16 protein-coding genes are annotated in these 20,585 nt (G+C 71.3%); 5 read left to right on the top strand and 11 right to left on the bottom strand.

The window, feature by feature from the left end:
- Positions 1-7: 7 nt before the first annotated feature.
- Together ACIBF8_RS17245 and ACIBF8_RS17240 are read right to left on the bottom strand one after the other, a co-directional pair.
- Complete coding sequence (locus ACIBF8_RS17245) at positions 8-1,012, bottom strand: 1-acyl-sn-glycerol-3-phosphate acyltransferase (protein WP_396783998.1); 1,005 nt, start codon at positions 1,010-1,012, stop codon at positions 8-10.
- Positions 1,012-1,845: a patatin-like phospholipase family protein gene (locus ACIBF8_RS17240; RefSeq protein WP_396783996.1), complete on the bottom strand. Its 834-nt coding sequence runs from the start codon at positions 1,843-1,845 to the stop codon at positions 1,012-1,014. The genes ACIBF8_RS17245 and ACIBF8_RS17240 overlap by 1 nt, the downstream gene beginning before the upstream one ends.
- A 165-nt stretch (positions 1,846-2,010) precedes the next feature.
- Here ACIBF8_RS17240 and ACIBF8_RS17235 point away from each other — a divergent pair, with 165 nt between their 5' ends.
- Positions 2,011-3,507, top strand: coding sequence for a protein kinase (locus tag ACIBF8_RS17235; RefSeq protein WP_396783995.1), 1,497 nt, complete (start codon positions 2,011-2,013; stop codon positions 3,505-3,507).
- Positions 3,508-3,527: 20 nt separating this feature from the next.
- Here the strand turns inward: ACIBF8_RS17235 and ACIBF8_RS17230 are convergent, their stop codons facing one another.
- The 9 genes from ACIBF8_RS17230 to ACIBF8_RS17190 all read right to left on the bottom strand — a co-directional run bounded on the left by ACIBF8_RS17230 (position 3,528) and on the right by ACIBF8_RS17190 (position 13,801).
- Positions 3,528-4,640 carry a glycosyltransferase family 4 protein gene (locus tag ACIBF8_RS17230; RefSeq protein WP_396783993.1) on the bottom strand — a complete coding sequence of 371 codons (1,113 nt, stop codon included), beginning with the start codon at positions 4,638-4,640 and terminating at the stop codon, positions 3,528-3,530.
- A gap of 100 nt (positions 4,641-4,740) precedes the next feature.
- On the bottom strand, positions 4,741-5,412 hold the full coding sequence (locus ACIBF8_RS17225) for a BON domain-containing protein (protein ID WP_396783991.1): 672 nt from the start codon (positions 5,410-5,412) through the stop codon (positions 4,741-4,743).
- Between the two features lie 185 nt (positions 5,413-5,597).
- On the bottom strand, positions 5,598-7,202 hold the full coding sequence (locus ACIBF8_RS17220; protein WP_396783989.1) for a trypsin-like peptidase domain-containing protein: 1,605 nt from the start codon (positions 7,200-7,202) through the stop codon (positions 5,598-5,600).
- 62 nt (positions 7,203-7,264) lie between these two features.
- Positions 7,265-8,821 (bottom strand): ATP-binding protein, encoded by a 1,557-nt coding sequence (locus tag ACIBF8_RS17215; protein ID WP_396783988.1) that lies wholly within the window; start codon positions 8,819-8,821, stop codon positions 7,265-7,267.
- Positions 8,818-9,519 carry a response regulator transcription factor gene (locus tag ACIBF8_RS17210; RefSeq protein ID WP_110561683.1) on the bottom strand — a complete coding sequence of 234 codons (702 nt, stop codon included), beginning with the start codon at positions 9,517-9,519 and terminating at the stop codon, positions 8,818-8,820. Before ACIBF8_RS17210 ends, ACIBF8_RS17215 begins: the two co-directional genes overlap by 4 nt.
- A gap of 72 nt (positions 9,520-9,591) precedes the next feature.
- Positions 9,592-10,206, bottom strand: a complete 615-nt coding sequence (locus tag ACIBF8_RS17205; RefSeq protein ID WP_396783986.1) for a PadR family transcriptional regulator — start codon at positions 10,204-10,206, stop codon at positions 9,592-9,594.
- Complete coding sequence (locus ACIBF8_RS17200; RefSeq protein WP_396783985.1) at positions 10,203-11,027, bottom strand: DUF4097 family beta strand repeat-containing protein; 825 nt, start codon at positions 11,025-11,027, stop codon at positions 10,203-10,205. The genes ACIBF8_RS17205 and ACIBF8_RS17200 overlap by 4 nt, the downstream gene beginning before the upstream one ends.
- A gap of 1,050 nt (positions 11,028-12,077) precedes the next feature.
- The gene (locus ACIBF8_RS17195) at positions 12,078-13,028 is read right to left on the bottom strand and encodes a lysophospholipid acyltransferase family protein (RefSeq protein ID WP_396783984.1); all 951 of its coding nucleotides are present in this window, start codon (positions 13,026-13,028) and stop codon (positions 12,078-12,080) included.
- Entirely contained in the window at positions 13,025-13,801 is a 777-nt protein-coding gene (locus ACIBF8_RS17190; protein WP_396783982.1) for a GNAT family N-acetyltransferase, read from the bottom strand. The genes ACIBF8_RS17195 and ACIBF8_RS17190 overlap by 4 nt, the downstream gene beginning before the upstream one ends.
- Positions 13,802-13,952: 151 nt before the next feature.
- Between ACIBF8_RS17190 and ACIBF8_RS17185 the strand changes: the two genes are divergently transcribed.
- From ACIBF8_RS17185 to ACIBF8_RS17170, 4 genes are all read left to right on the top strand, one after another.
- A complete protein-coding gene (locus tag ACIBF8_RS17185; RefSeq protein ID WP_396783981.1) occupies positions 13,953-14,600 on the top strand; it encodes a hypothetical protein in 648 nt (215 codons plus the stop codon).
- A gap of 164 nt (positions 14,601-14,764) precedes the next feature.
- Complete coding sequence (locus tag ACIBF8_RS17180) at positions 14,765-15,700, top strand: ATP-binding cassette domain-containing protein (protein ID WP_396783980.1); 936 nt, start codon at positions 14,765-14,767, stop codon at positions 15,698-15,700.
- Complete coding sequence (locus ACIBF8_RS17175) at positions 15,697-16,521, top strand: ABC transporter permease (protein WP_396783978.1); 825 nt, start codon at positions 15,697-15,699, stop codon at positions 16,519-16,521. The genes ACIBF8_RS17180 and ACIBF8_RS17175 overlap by 4 nt, the downstream gene beginning before the upstream one ends.
- A 243-nt stretch (positions 16,522-16,764) precedes the next feature.
- Complete coding sequence (locus tag ACIBF8_RS17170) at positions 16,765-20,526, top strand: multifunctional oxoglutarate decarboxylase/oxoglutarate dehydrogenase thiamine pyrophosphate-binding subunit/dihydrolipoyllysine-residue succinyltransferase subunit (protein WP_396783977.1); 3,762 nt, start codon at positions 16,765-16,767, stop codon at positions 20,524-20,526.
- The last annotated feature ends 59 nt before the right edge of the window (positions 20,527-20,585 follow it).

Below are 20,585 nucleotides of genomic sequence, written 5' to 3'. Positions count from 1 at the left end.
CGGCTGATTACCGGTTGGCGGCGATCCAGGCGTCTATCTGCGCCCACCAGTCGAAAAGCCAGTCGATGCGCTGCTGCCGTCCCGTCGGTACGTCCTCCGGCGGCACCGACCAGAACCGCATCACGATCCGCTTGTCCATCGGCAGTTCCCGCCACACGTCGGCGACGGTGAGCATCCGGTCCAGCCCGGTGTGCGCGACGAAGATGACACCAGCGTCCGGGGCGGCGTCCAGTCCCGCGAGCATCCCGCCGGGCTGCGGCGCGACCACGTGGCGCATCCGCTCGGCGCGCAGGGCCATCCGTTCCAGGCCGAGGGAACGCAGCCGAGCGATGGCGCGCAGTCGTCGCTTGGGGGTGAAGTTGCCGCCCTCGGGGAAGATCACGAAGGCGTCGTTGTCGTCCAGGCCGGCGGCCAGGTGTCCGACCTGGTGTACCGTCTCCTCGCCGCGCTCCGGGCTCGGCGCGATGAACCGATTGGGCAACCGGTTGAGCAGCACGTCGATCGCCGGGTCCCACTGGAGGCTGTCCTTGAGGACGATCCGTGGCTCCCGGTGAAACCAGTTGACCAACCCGTGGATCAGGATGAACGAGTCACCCGGCCCGGCGTGCCGGCAGAGCACCAGCTCGGGCCGGCCGGGCAGCGCGGTGTCCGGGTCGGTGCCGACCACGTCGATGCGCAACCGCAGTGTCCAACGTGCCTGCCAGAAAAACACCCGCAGGAACCAGCCGGCCAGCACGTAGTGCGCGCGTTGGAAGGCCGGGGACCGGGTCCGCCAGCCGAAGCCGGAGGCGACCCAGAGCACGAAGAGCGCGAGCAGCGCGGTGGCGTCCCAGACCAGGTAGAAGCAGCCGATCCAGAGCAGTCGCAGCGGGCGTAACCGGCCCGGCACCAGCGGGGACGCGGCCGCGGCGAGCAGCGCCCAGATCGGCAACGTGGTCACCACGAGGAAGGCGAGCAGCACCACGGCGGGGGCCAGCAACAACCGACGCAGCCACCGGGGAGGCAGCGGCATCACGGCTCCCGGTGGGTGGCGAGGTAACGCCGGGAGGCGGTGTACGCCCGACTGATCCGCCGCCCCACCGCCGCCATGTCCCGGTACGCCCACGGCGTGTCGTCGCGTGGGTTGAGCCCGCCGGTCGGCAGGACGTGCACCTCCACCCCCTCGGGCAGCGCCACCATCTCGCGGAAGAAACGGTGCCGACGGGATATCTCGAAGGCGACCTGCGCGATCTCCCACGGCCGGCGGGGCGGGGTCAGCTCCCGTTCGATCCGACCCACCTGCAAGACGTAGATCCGGCGGGCGCCGACGGCCACCGCCTCGCCGATCGGGATGGAGTTGACGATCCCGCCGTCCACATAGTGCGCGCCGTTGATCTCCATCGGTGGAAGCAGGCCCGGCACCGAGGCCGACGCCATGACCGCCGGCACCACCGGACCGCTGTCGAACCAGTGCTCGGCGGCCCGCTCGATGTGGGCGGCGCAGCAGCGGAACGGCACCCGCAGATCGGCGAAGGTGGTGTCCACCCCCAGCTCGGTCTCCAACAGGCGGCGCAGCGGCCGGGGCGAGTGCAGGTGGGTGCGGGCGGCGAAACGGCGCAGTTGCCGGGCGACCGAGTCGCCGTACACCTCGCTCGCCTCGGGTGAGGCCCAGAGCCGGACCAGCCGGTCGGTCACCGCCTCGGACGGGTCGGCGGCGACCAGCGCGCCGTTCACCGCCCCGATCGAGGTGCCGAGCACCATGTCGGGTTGGATGCCGGCGCGGAACAACGCCCGCAACATGCCCACCTCGACCGCGCCGAGCACACCCCCGCCGCCGAGCACGAACGCCACCGGTCCCCCCGCCATGCCTCTCATCCTGGCACGGGCCCGCCGCCGACCGGTGGGCCGCTGTCGACCGGCGGTCGGCGCACGGCAGACACCGCCCGTCGATGCTGGGTCGCGACGGCGTTGACAGGCAGGACACATTCGCGCAGCCTGATACCGCTCCCACCCCTGAGGCAGGTGCGATCCGTGAAGGCTGCACTGCATCCGGGCCGATTGTTGGCTCGCAGATACCGACTTCTGGACCAGATCGGCGCCGGCGGAATGTCGGTCATCTGGCGTGCCCGCGACGAGGTGCTGGACCGGGTGGTGGCGCTCAAGGTGCTCGCCCCGTCACTGGCCGCCGACGCGCGGTTTCGGGGCATGGTGCGCGAGGAGGCGCGGGCCGCCGCCCAGTTGGTGCACCCGCACCTGACCTCGGTGCACGACTACGGCGAGACGGTCGACCCGGACGGCTCGATCACCTCGTTCGTGGTGATGGAGTTGCTCAGCGGCGAGGAGTTGAAGCTGCGGCTCACCGAGGGGCCGTTGCCGTGGACCGAGGCGGTCCAGGTGGGCGCGCAGGTCGCGGAGGCGCTGGCCGCCGCGCACCGACTCGGCATCGTGCACCGGGACATCACCCCGGCGAACGTGATGATGACCGGGACGGGCGTCAAGGTGCTCGACTTCGGCATCGCCACCCGGATCGGCGCGCCCGATGAGGACGAGGACGGCGAGACTTTCGGCACCCCGGCGTACGTGGCCCCGGAACGCCTCGACGGCGCGCCGGCCCAGCCGTCCACCGACGTGTACTCGCTCGGCGTCCTGCTGCACGAGGCGCTCACCGGCCGGGTCCCCTATCCGGCGGACACCTGGGAGCAGCTCAGCGCCGCGCTGGCCAGCGGGCCGCCGCCGACGTTGGCCGAGCTACCGGACCTGCCCCCACCGGTGGCCCAGATCTGCCTGCGCAGCCTCGCCCGGAACCCGGCCGATCGGCCGACCGCCCGGCAGGTCGCCACCGCGCTCCGCGACCATGCGCTGCCGGCCGATCCCCCGACCGCGACCATCCGGGTGCCCACCCAGCCCCTGCCACCGCAGTCGCCCGTGGGCGCAACCGCCAGCGTCCCGGCGGCGACCCCACCGACGGCGCACGCCGGAGCGGCAGGCGGCGCGGGCTCCTCCTCCCCGGGCGAGCCAACGACCTGGTCGGGCTGGTCACGGCGACGGTTGGCCGTGTTGTTGGTGCTGGCCGTCGGGGTGGCCCTGGCCGGGGTGGCCCTGCTACCCGAACAGCAGCCGACGCGCCGGGCACAGCCCTCCGCTGGCCCGGTGACGACCGGGTCGACCGACCCGCCGGCCCCCCAGTCGTCCGCGCCGACCGCGCCGAGCACGGCACCGTCGACGAGGCCGACCACCGGCGCGCCCCCCTCCAACGCGGGCACCCTGATCGAGGCCGCCAACCGGGTCGACGGGCTGATCGGTGCCGGGCTGGGCGCCGGGGAGATCCGTGACGACGTGGCCCTGGACCTGCGCAACGAGCTGCGCAACCTGACCGTGGCGGTCAGGTCCGGCCGTGCGGAGCTGGCGCCACCGGTGGCCCGGCTGCGCGAGAAGGTCTCCGTCCGCCTCGGTGAGGGCGGCATCAGTCCGGGGTACGCGTCTCGGCTCGACGCCGCCATCGCGGAGCTGGGCGCGGCCCGGGTCTGACGCGGCGACGGAGGGCAGGGTCAGCGCGCCGGCACGCGGGCCGATTCGCGGATGTCGTACTGGCCGAGGGCGAAACGCCGGTAGACGTCGGCATACCCGTGTGCCATTCGCTTGACGGAGAAGTTCTCCGCGACGTGCGCGACGCAGTCGTCCGGGTCGAGTCGCTCCGCCGCGAGCAACGCCGCGGGCAGTTCCTCCGGCCGCTCGACGACGAGCCCGGTCAGCCCCGACCGGACCAGCTCGGGCACCGCGCCCCGGTTGAGCGCGACCACCGGTGTCCCGGTCGCCATCGCCTCCAGCATCACCATGCCGAACGGCTCGTCCCACTGGATCGGCATAATCAGGCAGCGGGCGTCGACCAGCATCCGCAGCGTCGTCGCCCGGTCCGCGTTGAGCACGACTGTCACGTCGTCGTCGACCATCGGCGCGACGACCTGCTCGTAGTAGCGGCGCTCGGCCGGCTCGTTGCACTTGCCGGCCAGCAGCAGGGGCAACCCGGCCGCCCGGCACGCCCGGATGGCGGTGTCCGGGCCCTTGTCCGGGCTGAACCGGGCCAGCCACAGCACCGGCCCTGCGCCGGGCGTGTGCTTGCGCGGAAAGCCACGGATGTCCAGGGCGTTGTGCACCGTGCCGGCCCAGGGCAGGTTCGGGTTCAGTTGGCGCTGGGCGTGCGAGATCGCCACCAGGGCGACGCCCGAGTCGATGTCGCTGAGCACGTCGCCGTACTCCCCCACGGGGTTTCCGTGCACGGTCGCGACGGTCGGCACGGCCCGGCGGCCGGCGACCAGCGGGCCGATCGTGGTGTGGTCGTGGATCACGTCGAAGTCGGCCGCAGTGATCAGCCGATTCACCCGGGCCAGATGAGCCAGCTCGGGCAGTGACTCGCCGAGCCGCTCGTACTGCACCTCGGCGACGGTGGAGACGAAGCCGTCGGCCGCCGTGCCATGGTCACCGCCGGCACCGAACAGGGTCACCGCATGGCCCTGCCCGGTGAGCGCGTCCACCAGGGCGGCGACGACCTGCTCAAGTCCGCCGTAGCCGGGCGGCGGAACGGACAACCAGGGCGGGACCACCATCGCGATGCGCAGCGACCGCTCCCCGAGGCGGCCCGCAGGCGGGTGGTTCACGGCCACGAGTCCTCCCCGTTGCTGCCCGGTACGGCATCATCGCCGGTCGAGACGGTCGGCGGCGGTTTCCCAGTGGCGTCCCGGCTAAACCGGACATGGCGGACGATCACCCGCCCACCAGGAGGTGGTCGTGGACCACTCGCACCCCGGGCGCGGACCAGGCCACCCGTTCGACCTGGTCGCGTTCCCACCAGGAACGGACCACTCCGGCGAGGACCAGCGTGTCGCCGTCCACCTCGACGGTCACCCGCTCGGCGCCGAGCGTGCGCAGCAGTGCCCGCTGGACGTCCCGACGCAGCCGCTCGGCGACCGGTGGCGCCGCCGGTCGTACCTCGATCAGGTTGGTGATCCCCCGGACGCCGTCGAGCCGACGCACCTCCCCCTCGGCGGCGCGTCGCTGCCACCCGAACTCGACCTCACCGCGCAGCATCAGCCAGCCATTGGCCACGGTCACGTCCAGCCGCTCGGCGGGCACGAAGCTGTCCCACTCCAGGGCGCGGGCTGCGGCGATGGCAACCTCGGCGTCGGTACGCCCCGGAGTGCCGGGTAGCCGCACCTCGATCTCGTCGGCCACCGCCCGTACGCCCCGAACCCGCTGCGCGCACCGGGTCGCGGCCCAAGCGCGGGCGGCACCGTCCACGAACCCGGTCAGGGTGACCACGCCCTGGTCGACGGTCACCCCGATCTCGTTCGGTTGCAGCTGGGCGTCCCAGGCCAACTCCGCCAGGACGTCGCATTGGATCCGCTGGTCGTCGCGGACACCCACCACCTCGGTCATGGCACTTCACCCCCGGTTCCGGTCGCCGAGACTCGCCTTTGCGAACGTGCCGGGCAGACGGGTGACGGCGGTTCACCCGATCCGGGTGAACCGCCGTCCGGGCGGAAAAGAGCGGCGGGTGACGGAGCCGACCCCCTCGGCCCCGCCACCCGCCGCCGGAGGGAGGAGGCAGGTTCAGTTGGTGGTTAGGACGTCTCGGCGAGCGTCACGGTTGCCGTCTTCTCGACACCGTTGCGCTTGAACTGCACCTCGACCCGGTCGCCGACCTTGCCGGCCTGCACCGCGCCGACCAGGTCGTCCGAGTCGTTGACCGGCTTGTCGCCGAACCGGGTGACGACGTCGCCCCGCTGGAGGCCGGCCTTCTCGGCCGGGCTGCCCGGGGTGATCGACGCGACGAGCGCGCCGCCGCCCTCGGCCTGGTTGACGCCGACCCCGAGGGACGGGTGGCTGACCTTCTCGCCGCGCTGGAGCTTGCCCGCGACGTCCTTGGCCTTGTTGCTGGGGATGGCGAACCCGACGCCGATGTTGCCGGTGCTCTGCCCGGAGGTCGCGATGGCGGTGTTGACGCCGATCACCTCGCCCCGGGTGTTGACCAGCGCGCCACCGGAGTTGCCGGGGTTGATCGGCGCGTCGGTCTGGAGCAGGCCGGAGATCGAGCTGACCGGCTGGCTCTGCCGGGTCGGGTCCTGCTGCTGGCCCTCACCGGCCCGGATGGTGCGGTCCCGGGCGCTGAGGATGCCCGAGGTCACCGAACCTTGCAGGCCGAGCGGGCTGCCCAGGGCGAGCACCTGGTCACCGACCTGCATGGCGTCGCTGTCGCCGAACTTGGCCGGCTTGAGGTCGCTCACCCCGTTGGCCTTCACCACGGCCAGGTCGGTCTTCGGGTCGGTGCCAATGATCTTCGCTTGGGCCTTCTTGCCGTCGGCGAAGACCACCCAGACGGTGTCGCCGGCGGCGGAGGCGACCACGTGGTTGTTGGTCAGCACGTACCCGTCGGCGCTGAGCACCACCCCGGAGCCCTCACCGCTGTCGGTGGTGATCGAGACGACGCTGTCCTGCACCGACGCGGCGATCTTCGGCAGGTCCGCGCCATTGATCACGGGAGCCGCCGAGTAGGTGCGGGTGATACCGCCGCCGTCGCCGTCGAGGGCGAGCGCGAGCGCCCCACCGGCCACGCCGGAACCGAGCATCAGGGCGAACACCGCGACACCGGCGCCGGCGAACTTGGCGATCCGACCCGGCCGGGGGCCGCTGCCGGGCGGCGCGACCTGCGGGCCCCACGGCGGGACCGGCTGGCCCGGGTGCTGCCCGGGGTGCTGCGGGTGCTGGGCGTGCTGCCCGGGGTGCTGCTGGTGTTGGGGGTACGTCACGCCCGGCTGGCCCCCGCCGGCCCAGCCGGACTGCTGGCCCGCGTACCAGGGGGCACCGGCGTACTGGCCGGCGGTCGGCTGTGGGTAACCGGGCTGGCCGGGCGCCGGGTGACCGGAGACCGGGTACGGCGGTGCGGACGGGGTGGCGGCGGGGGGCTCGTACCCGGTGGGCGGCTCGTAGCCGGTCGGCTGGCCGCCGGTCGGCTGGGGCACGTACCCGGCCGGAGTGACAGCCGTGGTCTCCGGGTCGCCGGTGGTCGAGACGACCGGCGGGTCACCGGCGGCCGAAACGGCCGGTACGGGAGTGGTTGGAGAGTCGGACTGCACGCGCTCGTCGCGCGGCAGCTCGGCGGTGGGATGCGACGGCTCGGCGTCGGTGGGGGCCGGCCGGCGCTGCGGGTCGGACTCGAACTCGGTCATGGCACTACCTTCTCCCTCAGCACTGCAACCAACCTGGAACCGTCCTGGAAGTTGGCTGAAAGTCACTCGCCCGCTTCGTCGACCTGTGGCAGCAGCGGCAGCCGGACCCGGAAAGTGGCCCCACCGCCGGGCGTCTCGGCTACCTCGACCGAGCCGTGGTGGGCAGCGACCAGCGCCGCCACGATGGCCAGGCCGAGGCCGGTGCCGGTGTTGCCGTCGGCCCGCCGGGTTCGCGCCGCGTCGGCCCGGTAGAACCGTTCAAAGACCCGTTCTGCCTGCTCAGCCGAGAGTCCTGGGCCGGTGTCGGCGACCTCCACGACGGCGAAGCCACCCGGTTCGGCACGCAGCCGGAGCCGGATCTCGGCCTCCGGTGGAGTGTGGGTCAGGGCGTTGGTGACCAGGTTGCCGATCACCTGCCGCAGCCGCGCGTCGTCGGCGGAGACAACGAGCGGACCCGCTTCGGGCGCGATCTCCAGCTCGATCCGCCGATTCGGTGCCATCGCCCGAGCCGCCTGTACGGCGTCCGAGGCGAGCACCGGCAGCTCCACCGGGGTCAGCGAGAGCGGCCGTTCCATGTCCAGCCGGGCGAGCAGCAGCAGGTCCTCCACCAGCAGCCCCATCCGGGCCGCCTCGTCCTCGATCCGGCGCAGCAGGCCAGCGGTCTGCTCCGGGTCACGGGCCGCGCCCTGCCGGTACAGCTCGGCGAAGCCGCGGATGGTGGTCAGCGGAGTCCGCAGCTCGTGCGAGGCGTCGGCGACGAACTGCCGCATCCGCTCCTCGGACCGGATGGCCCGCGCTTCGGACGCCTGAGCGGCGGCGGCGGCATCCCGGGCGGCGCTCTCCGCCCAGCGCGCCGAGGTCTCCGAGGCGGCTCGGGCGGTGAACGCCGCCTCGATCTGGGTGAGCATCGCGTTCAGCGCACGGGAGAGCCGGCCCAGCTCAGAAGTTGGATATTCCTGCCCCTGCTCCGGGTCGGGCACCCGGCGGGTCAGGTCACCGCCGGCGATCGCGGCGGCGGTGCGTTCGATCTCGACGAGGGGTTTGAGGCTGGTCCGGACGATCGCTGCGCCGACCGAGGCCAACATGATCAGCACGGCGCCGCCGACCAGCAGGTCGATCCAGACGAGCTGCTTCACCGCCCGGTCCACATCGGTCAGCGGCTGCCCCACGGCCAGCACCGAGCCGTCCCGCTGGGGGGCGTAGTACACCCGCCAGCGGGTGTAGCCGTCGTGGGACCGGACGTTCCGCGGCTCGCCCTCCTCGGCCTCGAAACCCGCGCGACTGGTGGGGAACGCGGGCAGTTGGTCGGGGTCGAAGCTGCGGCCGTCGTACTGGGGGGCGTACACCTGCTGCTCGTCGGCCACGATCACGACGTAGTCGCTGGGCAGCATGGCGCCGACCTCACCGCTGCGCAGCTTCGGGAGCAGCTGGCCGAGGCCCTGAGCGGTCGACCTGACCTGCCCGTCCACCTGGCCCTCCAGGTAGTTGCGCAGGAAGTAGGCGGTCAGCGAGCTGATCACCAGCAACGCGATGGCGACCAGCGCCAGCACCGAGGTGACCAGCTTGACCCGCAGCGGAATGCTGCGCACCCGTCCCTTCGCCTGCTGGACCGCGTTCACGCCGCCGGCTTGCGCAGCACGTACCCGACGCCACGGAGGGTGTGGATCAGCCGTGGTTGGGTGGTGTCGACCTTGCGGCGCAGGTACGAGATGTAGGACTCGACGATGTTGTCGTCGCCCCGGAAGTCGTAGTTCCAGACGTGATCGAGGATCTGCGCCTTGGAGAGCACCCGGTTGGCGTTGAGCATCAGGTAGCGCAGCAGCTTGAACTCGGTCGGCGAGAGCTGCACCCGCTGGCCGGCCCGGTGCACCTCGTGGGTTTCCTCGTCCAACTCCAGGTCGGCGAAGGTGAGCCGGGACGGAGCCTGCTCGCCGGTCGTGGTGCGGCGCAGCACGGCACGGATCCGGGCGGTCAGCTCCTCCAGGCTGAACGGCTTCGTGACGTAGTCGTCGCCGCCCAGGGTCAGCCCACGGATCTTGTCGTCGGTGGCGTCCCGGGCGGTCAGGAACACCACCGGGGTACGCGTCCCGCCCTCGCGAAGCATCCGGATGACCTCGAAGCCGTCCAGGTCGGGAAGCATCACGTCGAGCACCACCAGATCGGGCCGGTGGTCTTTGGCGGCGTGCAGGGCCGCGCTGCCGCTTGTCGCGGTGGCCACGTCGAAGCCCGCGAACCGCAGGCTCGCGGAGAGCAGTTCGAGGATGTTGGGATCGTCCTCGACGACAAGCAGTCGCGCCTCGGTCTGGGTAGCGGGCATGCGCCCATCATCGGTGACATCACTGCGTCAGCGCTGGACGCTTCCTGCAAAAAGGCTGTGAGTCGCCGTCGGTCAGCGCAGCAGCCGGCGCAGCCCGTCCAGGGCGCCGTCGAGCAGCCGGATCGCGGTGCGCAGCTGGGTGTCGCTGAACTGCCGGACGCGCATCAGCCGGCCCACCTCGACGGTGAACGCGGCCAGCCGTTGGTCGAGTTCGTCGAGCAGCTCGGCCTGCGGCCCGGGTGTCGACGTCGGCCGGGGCGGCGGTGCGGGGGCCTCCCACCGGGGCGCCCGCCGGGTCTGCCGGGTGGCCTCGCTGAGCTCCCGCTTGAGGTCGCGGACCGAGCCGCGTACCTCGCTGCGGATCTCGCCGGCCAGGCTGGAGAGATCCGCCACCGAGGCCGCGATGTCCGCCTCCAGCGCGGTCAACTCGCTGGCCCGTTGGCGCAGCTCCGCACGGCCGGCGTCGGTGATGTCGTACGTCTTGCGGCCACCGGCCGCGGTGTGGCTGACCAGGCCCTCGGCCTCCAGCCGTTGCAGGCGGGGGTAGATGGTGCCGGCGCTGGGCGCGTAGAGACCGAGAAACCGGTCCTCCAGCAGCCGGATCAGCTCGTAGCCGTGCTTCGGGCCGTCGTCGAGGAGCTTGAGCAGGTAGAGCCGGAGCCGCCCGTGGCTGAACACGGCGGTCACGGCAACTCCTCCCCGTCGTGGTCGACCGCTCGGGCGAGCAGGGCGATGCTCCCCGAGGTCGCGGAAGCCCAGAGCTTACCTTCGCCGGCACCGAGCACCCCCTCACTGCTGGGCAGTGGGAACGCCGAGGTGCGCACCTGCGGAAAGCCGCTGGTGATTCGACCGGAGGCGGTGTTCAGCTGGACGGCGAGGTCGCTGTCCTCGCGGACCCGGACGGTGATGCTGCCCGAGATGGTGGTCAACCTGATCTCGCTGCCCCGGGGGTTGTCCAGGTCGCAGGTGATGGCGCCGGAGACGGTCTGCGCCCGGACCCGGTCGGCGGCGCTGTCGGCGAGGATCACCTCGCCGGAGACGGTCTCCAGCGTGAGGTCGCCGCGCACGCCGAGCGCCTCCACCGGCCCTGAAGTGATCTTCGCCGAGGTGCTGCCGCGCAACCCCATCAGGGTGATCTGGCCGGCGGTCACGTGGACCGCCGTCTGCCGGCGCAACCCCGAGGCAACCAGCGAGCCCGCGACCAGGCCCAGGTCGGCGAGGACGTCGGCGGGCACGGCGATGGAGACGTCCACCCGGGGATAGCGGTGCATCATCCGGAAGAAACGCACGACGTCCGACCAGCCCCGACCACGCTCCTGGCGGATGGTGAGCCCGCCGTCGGAGTGGTCGATCAGAACCGGCCGACGGCCGACCTGAGTGACGTCGATGCGGGTCGGACCATCGGTGGCGACCACGTTGAGTCGCCCACTGATCAGTCGAACGTCCAGCCGGACGACCGGACCGTCCAGGGTGAGCCGTTGCGGGCTGTCGACCGTCCAACCGGCCATGGAATCCTCCCCTCGTCGACGCGCCGACGCGCTACGACGAGGCGATAGTAACGCGATACATCGCGATACTGCAAGACTATCGCGAATGCCCTCCGACTGGCGGCGTTTGCCAGCCGGCTGGCATCGCCCAGCTCGCCGTCGAGGGATCACACGCCCGGGCACAGGCGACCGCGCCCGAGACGCGGACGGCCTCGGCGGCCACAGCGGCAGGCAGCGGCCCGCGATCCGCCGGACACCCCGCACCAAGGAATGCCTCGCTCTCGCCACTGCGGACCGGGACCAGGGCAAGAATCGCCGCCAGAAGCACGGCCAACACCGACAACCAGGCAATGCCATTGAGCAGCAGGAACGCCAGGACTACGCACTCCCATGGTCGCTGGACCCCTACGCCAAAACGAGTTCTACCGCTCGACGGGGATTGACAGGACCTCATTCTCCTCGCAATACTGTCAACCACCTAAGAGCGCCCAAGCCGTGAATTAGGCATTAGTCATGGTTGCGCTCTGAGCATCAACAACGGGGGTTTTATGAACAGGTTGCGTACTGCCCTGCGAGCAGCGATCGTCACCACGATCGCAGCAGGGACGATCGGGCTGGTCAACGTCGGCCCGGCCTCTGCTCTGCCGTATGGGTGCACTGCCGGTATCGAGGGGCGGGATGGGTGGGTGTACTGCTCATCCGGCACTGGCGCCTACGAGGCAGTCATGAAGTGCGACGCCCCACTCTGGCCCGACTACACTCGGAGGGGGCCTGTTCAGGTAGTTGGCAGCGGCCTCCGCAGTGTCGCCTTCTGCAGCCTCGGGGACAAGCCCTACAATCTCGTAATCACGCGATACGAATATGCGTGACAACAAGGAATAGGCCAAGCAAGAACCTGAACCCGTAGGCTGTTGCGAGGCTGTTCCAATGCACGAAGCCAACTGAACGTATTCGGCCCCTCCCCGTCGGGAGGGGCCGAATACGCTCTGGTACGTCTACCGAATGGCTGGCGAAACTTGTTGGCCGGCACTCCGAGCCCAACCGGGCTGCATAAATCTGACCCTGATCCGGTCAGGCCGCCAGGTCCAATTCCCGTCCGGGATGGGGCATCACCGGGGCTACCCGCGGGCCGACCGCCGGAATAACGGTGGGCACCGGACGCAGCCGGGCCCGCGTCACGGCACCCGCCGTGGGCAACAGGTGTACGGCCGACTCGGCGGCCCGGGCCAGCAACCGCCGGTCGGCGTCGCGGGCCGGGTGCAGCGCGGCGGCGATCGTCACGGAGACCACCAGTTCCCGCGCCGCGACCACCCGTGCCACCGACCGCAGCAGGGTGTCCGCACCGAGGAAGGCGGCCGCCGTGGTGGTCGACCCGGTGACGTCGCAGCGGTAGCTGAGCCGCAACGGCACCACCGGGCTGCCCGCGTCGATGGCCGCCTGGAACGTCGCCGGCCGGAAGCCGCCGCCGGGACGGCAGTCGGTGGCACCGTCGCCCGCACACCACGTCGTACCCTCCGGAAAGACCGCCACCGACCGGCCGGCGCGCAACGCGTCGGCGACCCGGCCGACGGTGCTCGGCAGCGCCAGCGGCCGGTTGCGGTCGACGAAGACCGTCCCCGCCGCCGCGGCCAGCAGACCGACCACCGGCCAGGAGCGGATCTCCCGCTTCGCCACCATCCGGGTGGGCGCAACCGCCAGCACCGCGAGAATGTCCAGCCAGGAGACGTGGTTGGCGACCAGCAGCGCCCGCCGCCGGGGCAGCCGACCCCGGACCACGAGGCGGACACCGAAGGCGCGCGCGGTAGCCCGCGCCCAGCCGCTGACCGCCGCCTGCCGTTCCCTCGTGGGGAGTACGGGCAGCAGCAGCACCACTCCGACCCCGGCCAGCAGCATCCCGAGCGCGGCGACCAACCGCAGCACCCGGCGGGCCACCGGCACCGTGGGCACCTCGCCGGCCGCCGGCAGGCAGTCGTCGCCGCAGCCCGAGGAGGGCCGCCACAGGTCGTGCGGCACGGCGGTCACCGCTGCTCCCCGCCCAGGAAGTGCCGCAGGTAACGCGGGTTCATCCGGTCCAGGGAAAAGAGGACGTAGAAGTCCGCGCAGCCGAAATCCGGGTCGTACGACGGCTCGCCGCAGATCCACGCGCCGAGCCGGAGGTAGCCCCGCAGCAGGGGCGGCATCGCGACCCGCCCGGCCGGGACAGCGGCGGTCGGACCGGCAGCGGCGGCCGGCTCGCTGAACCAGGGCCGCAACGGGCGCACCCGCAGCGGCGGCGGCGACAGGTGCCGGGTCTGGGCCTGGCTCCACACCTCGGCGACCGTGCGCCCGCCGTCGGCCACCGGCACCGACGCGCAGCCGCCGAGCCAGCGGGAGCCCCGCAGGTGCAGGTAACGGGTGAGGCCCGCCCACATCAGGTTGATCACCGCGCCGGAGCGGTGGTCCGGATGCACACAGGACCGGCCCGTCTCGACCAGGTCGTCGCGGAGCGGGTCGAGCGCGGTGAGGTCGAACTCGTCCTCGGCGTACCGCCGGCCGGTGCGCCCCGGCGGCAGCAGCCGGTACGTGCCGACCACCTCGCCGGTGCTGTCCTCGCGGACGATCAAGTGGTCGCAGTACGCGTCGAAGGGGTCCACGTCCAGCCCGGCCTCGCCGGGAAGGAGGGTGGCGCCGAGCTCGGTGGCGAACACCTCGTGGCGCAGGCGTTGCGCGGCCGCGACCTGGGTGGGGTCGTCGGCGATCAGCAGGGTGTATCCGCTGGTCGTCAGGGGTGCGCCAGCGGCATGCAGAACGGCCATGGAATCTGTGTAAGGGGCGCGGTTGCCATCCACGGGGACCACTGGTGTCGATCGGATGAACGCCGGCCGGCGGATGCGCCCCACCGGGGCCGTGCGAGGCTCGCGGGACGAACCGGCGACGGTGCCGGGGCGCCCCCACCGGAGGTCGACGATGCGCATCGAGTCCCGCTACAACGGCCCGCCCGGCTCGGGCAACGGCGGCTGGAGCGCGGGGATCTTCGCCGCCGCGGCGGGCGGCACGGCCCCGGTCGAGGTGACGCTACGCCGGCCACCACCACTGGAGACCGAGCTGACGTTCGTCGACGGCGAGGTCCGGGATCCGGCCGGCGAGCTGGTGGCCGAGGTACGCCCGGCCGGGGCGATCGATGTCGTCGTACCCCCGGTCGACCTGGCTGCGGCGGTGGCCGCCGCGGCCCACTACCCCGGCCTGGTCGAGCATCCGTTCCCCAGCTGTTACGTCTGCGGGCCGCAGCGGGCCGACGGGCTGCGGATCTTTCCCGGCCGGCTGCCGGACGGGCGAACCGCCGCGCCGTTCCGGGTGCCCGAGCGGGTCAGCGCGGCCACGGTCTGGGCGGCGCTGGACTGTCCCGGCGGGTGGGCGGTGCTCACGCCGGGCCGCCCCTATCTGCTGGGTCGGATCGCCGCTGTGGTCGCAGCGGTGCCATCACCCGGCGACGAGTGCGTGGTGACCGGGGCGATGCTGCGCGTCGATGGGCGCAAGGCGCTCGTGCACACCAGCCTGTACGGCCCGGACGGCGCATTGCTCGGCGCGGCTCGGGCCACCTGGATCGCCCGCTGAACGCACCGGGATCGCCCGCTGAACCCCGGCCGTCGTCCGCAGGGAGGAGTCGCCTCCACCCCGCGACGGAGGCGAACGTACCGACCGCGCCTGATTGACCTTGTTGCCACGGGCCGTCACGCTGTGCCACGGCGTACCTCGACGCCACACACGGGAGGAGAACGATGACTGACGGGCAGCGAAGCCCCACCAGCGACGGTCAGATCGTGGTGTCCGGTCTGACGAAGCAGTACAAGAGCGTCCGGGCGGTGAACAACCTGTCCTTCACCGTGGCGCCGGGGCGGGTGACCGGCTTCCTCGGCCCGAACGGCGCCGGCAAGACCACCACGCTGCGCATGCTGCTCAACCTGGTCACCCCGAGCGCCGGCACGGCGACCATCGGTGGCCAGCGGTACGCCGACCTCGCCGACCCGCTGCGGCAGGTCGGAGCGGTGCTGGAAGCGTCCAGCGCGCACAAGGGCCGCACCGGCATCAACCACCTCCGGGTCATCTGCGCGGCGGCCGGTCTGCCCAAGCAGCGGGCCGACGAGGCGTTGGCCCTGGTCGGGTTGACCCCGGCGGCGAAGCGCAAGTTCAAGGGTTACTCGCTGGGCATGAAGCAGCGGCTCGGCATCGCCGCCGCGATGCTCGGTGACCCCCGCGTGCTGATCCTCGACGAGCCGGCCAACGGGCTCGACCCGGAGGGCATCCGGTGGATGCGCGGGTTCCTCAAGAACCTCGCCCACGAGGGCCGCACGGTGCTGGTCTCCAGCCACCTGCTGTCGGAGATGCAACTGCTCGCCGACGACGTGGTCATCATCGCGGCCGGACAGCTGGTCCGGCAGGGTCCGGTCGACCAGGTACTCGGGTCGATGGCGCAGGGTGCCCGGGTCCGGGTCCGCACCCCGCAGGCCGAGGCGCTGACCGCCGCCCTGAAGGCGCAGTCGGCGACCATCGATACCGACGAGCACGGCGTACTGCTGGTCGGCGGGGTGGACGCCCCGACGATCGGCCGGTCCGCCCTCGCCGCCGGGGTCGAGCTGCACGAACTGACCACCGAACGGCCCGATCTGGAACGGGTCTTCCTGGAGCTGACGGCCGGAAAGGCGGGCATCCGATGAACCTGGTCCGATCCGAGCTACTCAAGATCCGTACCACCAGCACCTGGTGGATCTTCGCGCTGATCAGCCTGCCGCTCTGGGCGCTCACCCTGCTCATCAACTGGTTGCAGGCCGACGCTCTGACCAGCAACAACATCGGCGATCTGTCGGCCGAACAGGCCGCCCAGTTCGAGGCCGCGGCGCACCCGGACGCACTCTCGGCGAACCTCTTCACCACCGGGCAGTTCTTCGGCCTACTGATCGTGATGCTGCTCGGCATCATCGTGGTGACCAGCGAGTTCTTCCACCAGACGGTGACCACCACGTTCCTCACCAACCCGCACCGCACCGCCGTGATGAGCGCCAAGCTGGTCGCGGCCGGGGTGCTGGCGCTGCTGTTCTGGCTGGTGACCACCGCGCTCAACCTCGTCGCCGGTTCGGCGGTGCTGAACGCGGTCGGGGTGGGCTCGCAACTGGGCAACGACGCGGCCTGGCGGGCGATCGGGTTGAACCTGCTCGCGTACCTGCTCTGGGCGGTGTTCGGCGTCGGCATCGGCGTGCTGATCCGCAGCCAGATCGGCGCCACGGTGACCGGCATCCTGCTCTACCTGGGCGGCTCGATCGGCGCCATCGTGGTGATCAGCATCCTGGCCGAGCGCTGGGGCGACTGGATCAACAACCTGCAGCTGCTGGTGCCTTCGCTGGCCTCGTCGCTGATGGTCACCGGGGCGGAGATCCCCGGCAACCCGCCCCGCTGGGCTGGCGCCGCCGTGCTCATCGGGTACGCGGTGGTGACCGGCGTGGTCGGCACCCTGCTGATGCGTCGGCGCGACATCTCCTGACGGACGGTCCCGGGGCGGCGGCACGGCCGTCACCCCGGGCACGCCGTAGCAGTCGCGGACCGAGCCACGCAGGCGTTGCTGAACTTCTGGCATCTTCTGTGAAACCGGCCACGGGACCGAGGCGGAAATGCCTGCGGGATCGGTACGGCGTAGCCTGGAACCCGTCCTGTCCGCGCTCCTAATCGGGCGCGACGGACACACCGCGTGACACACAAACCCGCGTGAAAGAGGCGATTACCGGCCGTGTCGACCCAGCAGACTTCGCAGGAGAACCCACTGGCGGGTTTCGGCCCGAATGAGTGGATCGTCGAGGAGATGTACCAGCGTTACCTCGCCGACCCATCGAGCGTCGATTCGGCCTGGCACGACTTCTTCGCCGACTACCGACCAGCGCCCGGTGCGGGCACCCCGCGCGCGGCCGAGGCCACGGACAAGCCGGCCGCCGCCTCCGAACCGGACGGCCAGCCGGAGGCGGCCGCCACGGTCACCCAGCCGAGCGCCCCGGCCAAGCCGGCCAGCAAGCCGGCCGCCGCCCAGTCGGCGCCGGCCAAGCCGGCCGCCGCGCCGGCGCCGGCAAAGACCGCCGAGAAGCCCGCGGAGAAGGCCGCACCGGCCAAGCCGGCCGCCAAGGCCGCCGCGCCGACCGCCGACGGCCCGCAGACCACGCCGTTGCGGGGTGTCGCCGCGAAGATCGTCCAGAACATGGACGCCTCGCTGAGCGTGCCCACCGCGACCAGCGTGCGCGCGGTCCCGGCCAAGCTGCTGGTCGACAACCGCATCGTGATCAACAACCACCTCGCCCGTGGTCGGGGTGGCAAGGTCAGCTTCACCCACCTGGTCGGCTACGCGATGGTGCGGGCACTGGTCCAGCACCCCGAGATGAACAACTCCTTCGCCGAGGCCAACGGCAAGCCGGCGGTGGTCCGCCCGGCGCACGTCAACCTCGGCATCGCGATCGACCTGGCCAAGCCGGACGGCAGCCGCAACCTGGTGGTCCCCTCCATCAAGGGTTGCGAGCAGATGGACTTCCGGCAGTTCTGGCAGGCGTACGAGGACGTGGTCCGCCGGGCCCGGCGCAACGAGCTGACCATGGAGGACTACTCCGGCACCACGATCTCGCTGACCAACCCGGGCGGCATCGGCACCGTGCACTCGATGCCGCGGCTGATGCAGGGGCAGAGCGCGATCATCGGCGTCGGCGCGATGGAGTACCCGGCCCCCTACCAGGGCATGTCCGAGGCCACCCTCGCCGAGCTGGCGGTCAGCAAGATCATCACGCTGACCAGCACCTACGACCACCGGATCATCCAGGGCGCGCAGTCCGGCGAGTTCCTCAAGGTGATGCACGAGCTGATCCTGGGCGAGCACGGCTTCTACGACCAGATCTTCACCGCGCTGCGCATCCCGTACGAGCCCGTGCGCTGGATGCGCGATGTCGCGGTCAACTCCGAGGGTCAGATCAACAAGACCGCCCGGGTGCACGAGCTGATCCACGCGTACCGGGTGCGCGGTCACCTGATGGCCGACACCGACCCGCTGGAATTCAAGATCCGCAAGCACCCCGACCTGGACGTCCTCCAGCACGGGCTGACCCTGTGGGACCTGGATCGCGAGTTCCCGGTCAACGGCTTCGCCGGCCGGCAGCGGATGAAGCTGCGCGAGATCCTCGGCGTGCTGCGCGACTCGTACTGCCGCCGGGTCGGCATCGAGTACATGCACATCCAGGACCCGGAGGAGCGGCGCTGGGTCCAGGAGCGGATCGAGCGCAAGTACGAGAAGCCGTCCGCCGACGAGCAGAAGCACGTGCTCAACCGGCTCAACGCGGCCGAGGCGTTCGAGACCTTCCTCCAGACCAAGTACGTCGGCCAGAAGCGCTTCTCGCTGGAGGGCGGCGAGTCGCTGATCCCGCTGCTCGGTGAGGTGCTGGAGTCGTCCGCCGAGAGCGGGCTGGACGAGGTCGTCATCGGCATGGCCCACCGGGGTCGACTCAACGTACTGGCCAACATCGTCGGCAAGCCGTACGAGAAGATCTTCTCGGAGTTCGAGGGCCACCTGGACCCGCGCTCGACGCAGGGCTCCGGCGACGTGAAGTACCACCTGGGCCAGAACGGCAAGTTCACCACCCCCGACGGTGAGCACGCGGTCAAGGTGTCGGTGGTGGCCAACCCGTCACACCTGGAGGCCGTCGACCCGGTGCTGGAGGGCATCGTCCGGGCCAAGCAGGACCGGATCGACCTCAAGCTGGAGGGTTACACCGTGCTGCCGCTGGCGGTGCACGGTGACGCCGCCTTCGCCGGGCAGGGCGTGGTCGCCGAGACGCTCAACCTGTCGCAGCTGCGCGGTTACCGCACCGGCGGGACCGTGCACGTGGTGGTCAACAACCAGGTCGGCTTCACCACCGCACCGGAATACAGCCGGTCCAGCCTCTACAGCACCGACGTGGCCCGGATGATCCAGGCGCCGATCTTCCACGTCAACGGCGACGACCCGGAGGCCGTGGTCCGGGTGGCCCGGCTGGCCTTCGAATACCGGCAGACGTTCAACAAGGACGTCGTGATCGACATGGTCTGCTACCGCCGGCGCGGGCACAACGAGGGCGACGACCCGTCGATGTCCAACCCACAGATGTACAAGATCATTGACTCGAAGCGCTCGGTCCGCAAGCTCTACACCGAGGAGCTGATCGGTCGCGGTGACATCACCGTGGAGGACGCGGAGGAGCTGCTGCGCGACTACCAGGCGCAGCTGGAGAAGGTCTTCAAGGCCACCCGGGATGCCGCCTCGGCGCCGCGCCAGCTCAACCGGCCGCGCCGGGAGGAGGAGCCGGAGCCGCAGGTCGACACCGCCACCGACGCGTCCGTGGTGAAGGCGATCGGCGAGGCGCACATCAACCTGCCGGAGGGCTTCACCCCGCACAAGCGGATCCAGCAGCTGCTGGACCGGCGGGCCAAGATGTCCGTCGAGGGCAACATCGACTGGGGCTACGGGGAGATCATCGCCTTCGGGTCGTTGCTGCACGACGGGGTCACCGTCCGGCTGGCCGGGCAGGACTCGCGTCGTGGCACGTTCGTCCAGCGGCACGCCTCGGTGGTCGACTCCCGCACCGGGGACGACTACCTGCCGCTGAAGTCGCTCACCGGCGACGGCGAGCGCTCCCGGTTCTTCGTGCACGACTCGCTGCTCAGCGAGTACGCGGCGATGGGCTTCGAGTACGGCTACTCGGTCGAGAACATCAACGCCCTCGTCGCCTGGGAGGCCCAGTTCGGCGACTTCGTCAACGGCGCCCAGTCGGTGATCGACGAGTTCATCTCGTCCGGTGAGGTGAAGTGGGGCCAGCGCTCCGCCGTCACCCTGCTGCTGCCGCACGGCCACGAGGGTCAGGGCCCGGACCACACCTCCGGCCGACCGGAGCGGTTCCTGCAGATGTGCGCCGAGGACAACATGCGGGTGGCCATCCCGACGACCCCGGCGAACTACTTCCACCTGCTGCGCCGCCAGGCCCTGTCGCCGAAGCGCAAGCCGCTGGTGGTGTTCACGCCGAAGTCGCTGCTGCGGCACAAGCTCTGCGTCTCGTCGGTGGAGGACTTCACCACCGGCACCTTCCAGCCGGTGCTGCGCGACACGGCCGCCCCGGCACCGGAGGCGGTGAAGCGGGTGCTGCTCTGCTCCGGCAAGGTCTACTACGACCTGTTCCAGGCCCGCCAGGAGCGCGGCGTCACCGACACCGCGATCCTCCGGATCGAGCAGCTGTACCCGCTGCCGGTGGAGGAGATCCGGGCCGCCCTGGCGCAGTACCCGAACGCGGACGACTTCGCCTGGGTGCAGGAGGAGCCGGCCAACCAGGGTGCCTGGTCGTTCGTCGCGCTCAACCTGCTGGAGCACCTCACGGACGTCCGGCTGCGGCGGATCTCCCGCCCGGCCGCGGCCGCCCCGGCGGTCGGCTCGGCCAAGACCCACGAGGTCGAGCAGACCGCGCTGATCGAGGCGGCCCTCCCCCGCCCGTGACCTGACCTGCGCGCACGAGAGCCGGGGCAGGGCCGTTTCCACCACGGTCCTGCCCCGGC

The organism is Micromonospora sp. NPDC050276, from assembly GCF_044459545.1.
Classification (GTDB): Bacteria; Actinomycetota; Actinomycetes; order Mycobacteriales; family Micromonosporaceae; genus Micromonospora.
This window is presented reverse-complemented; position numbering and strand designations above follow the sequence as displayed.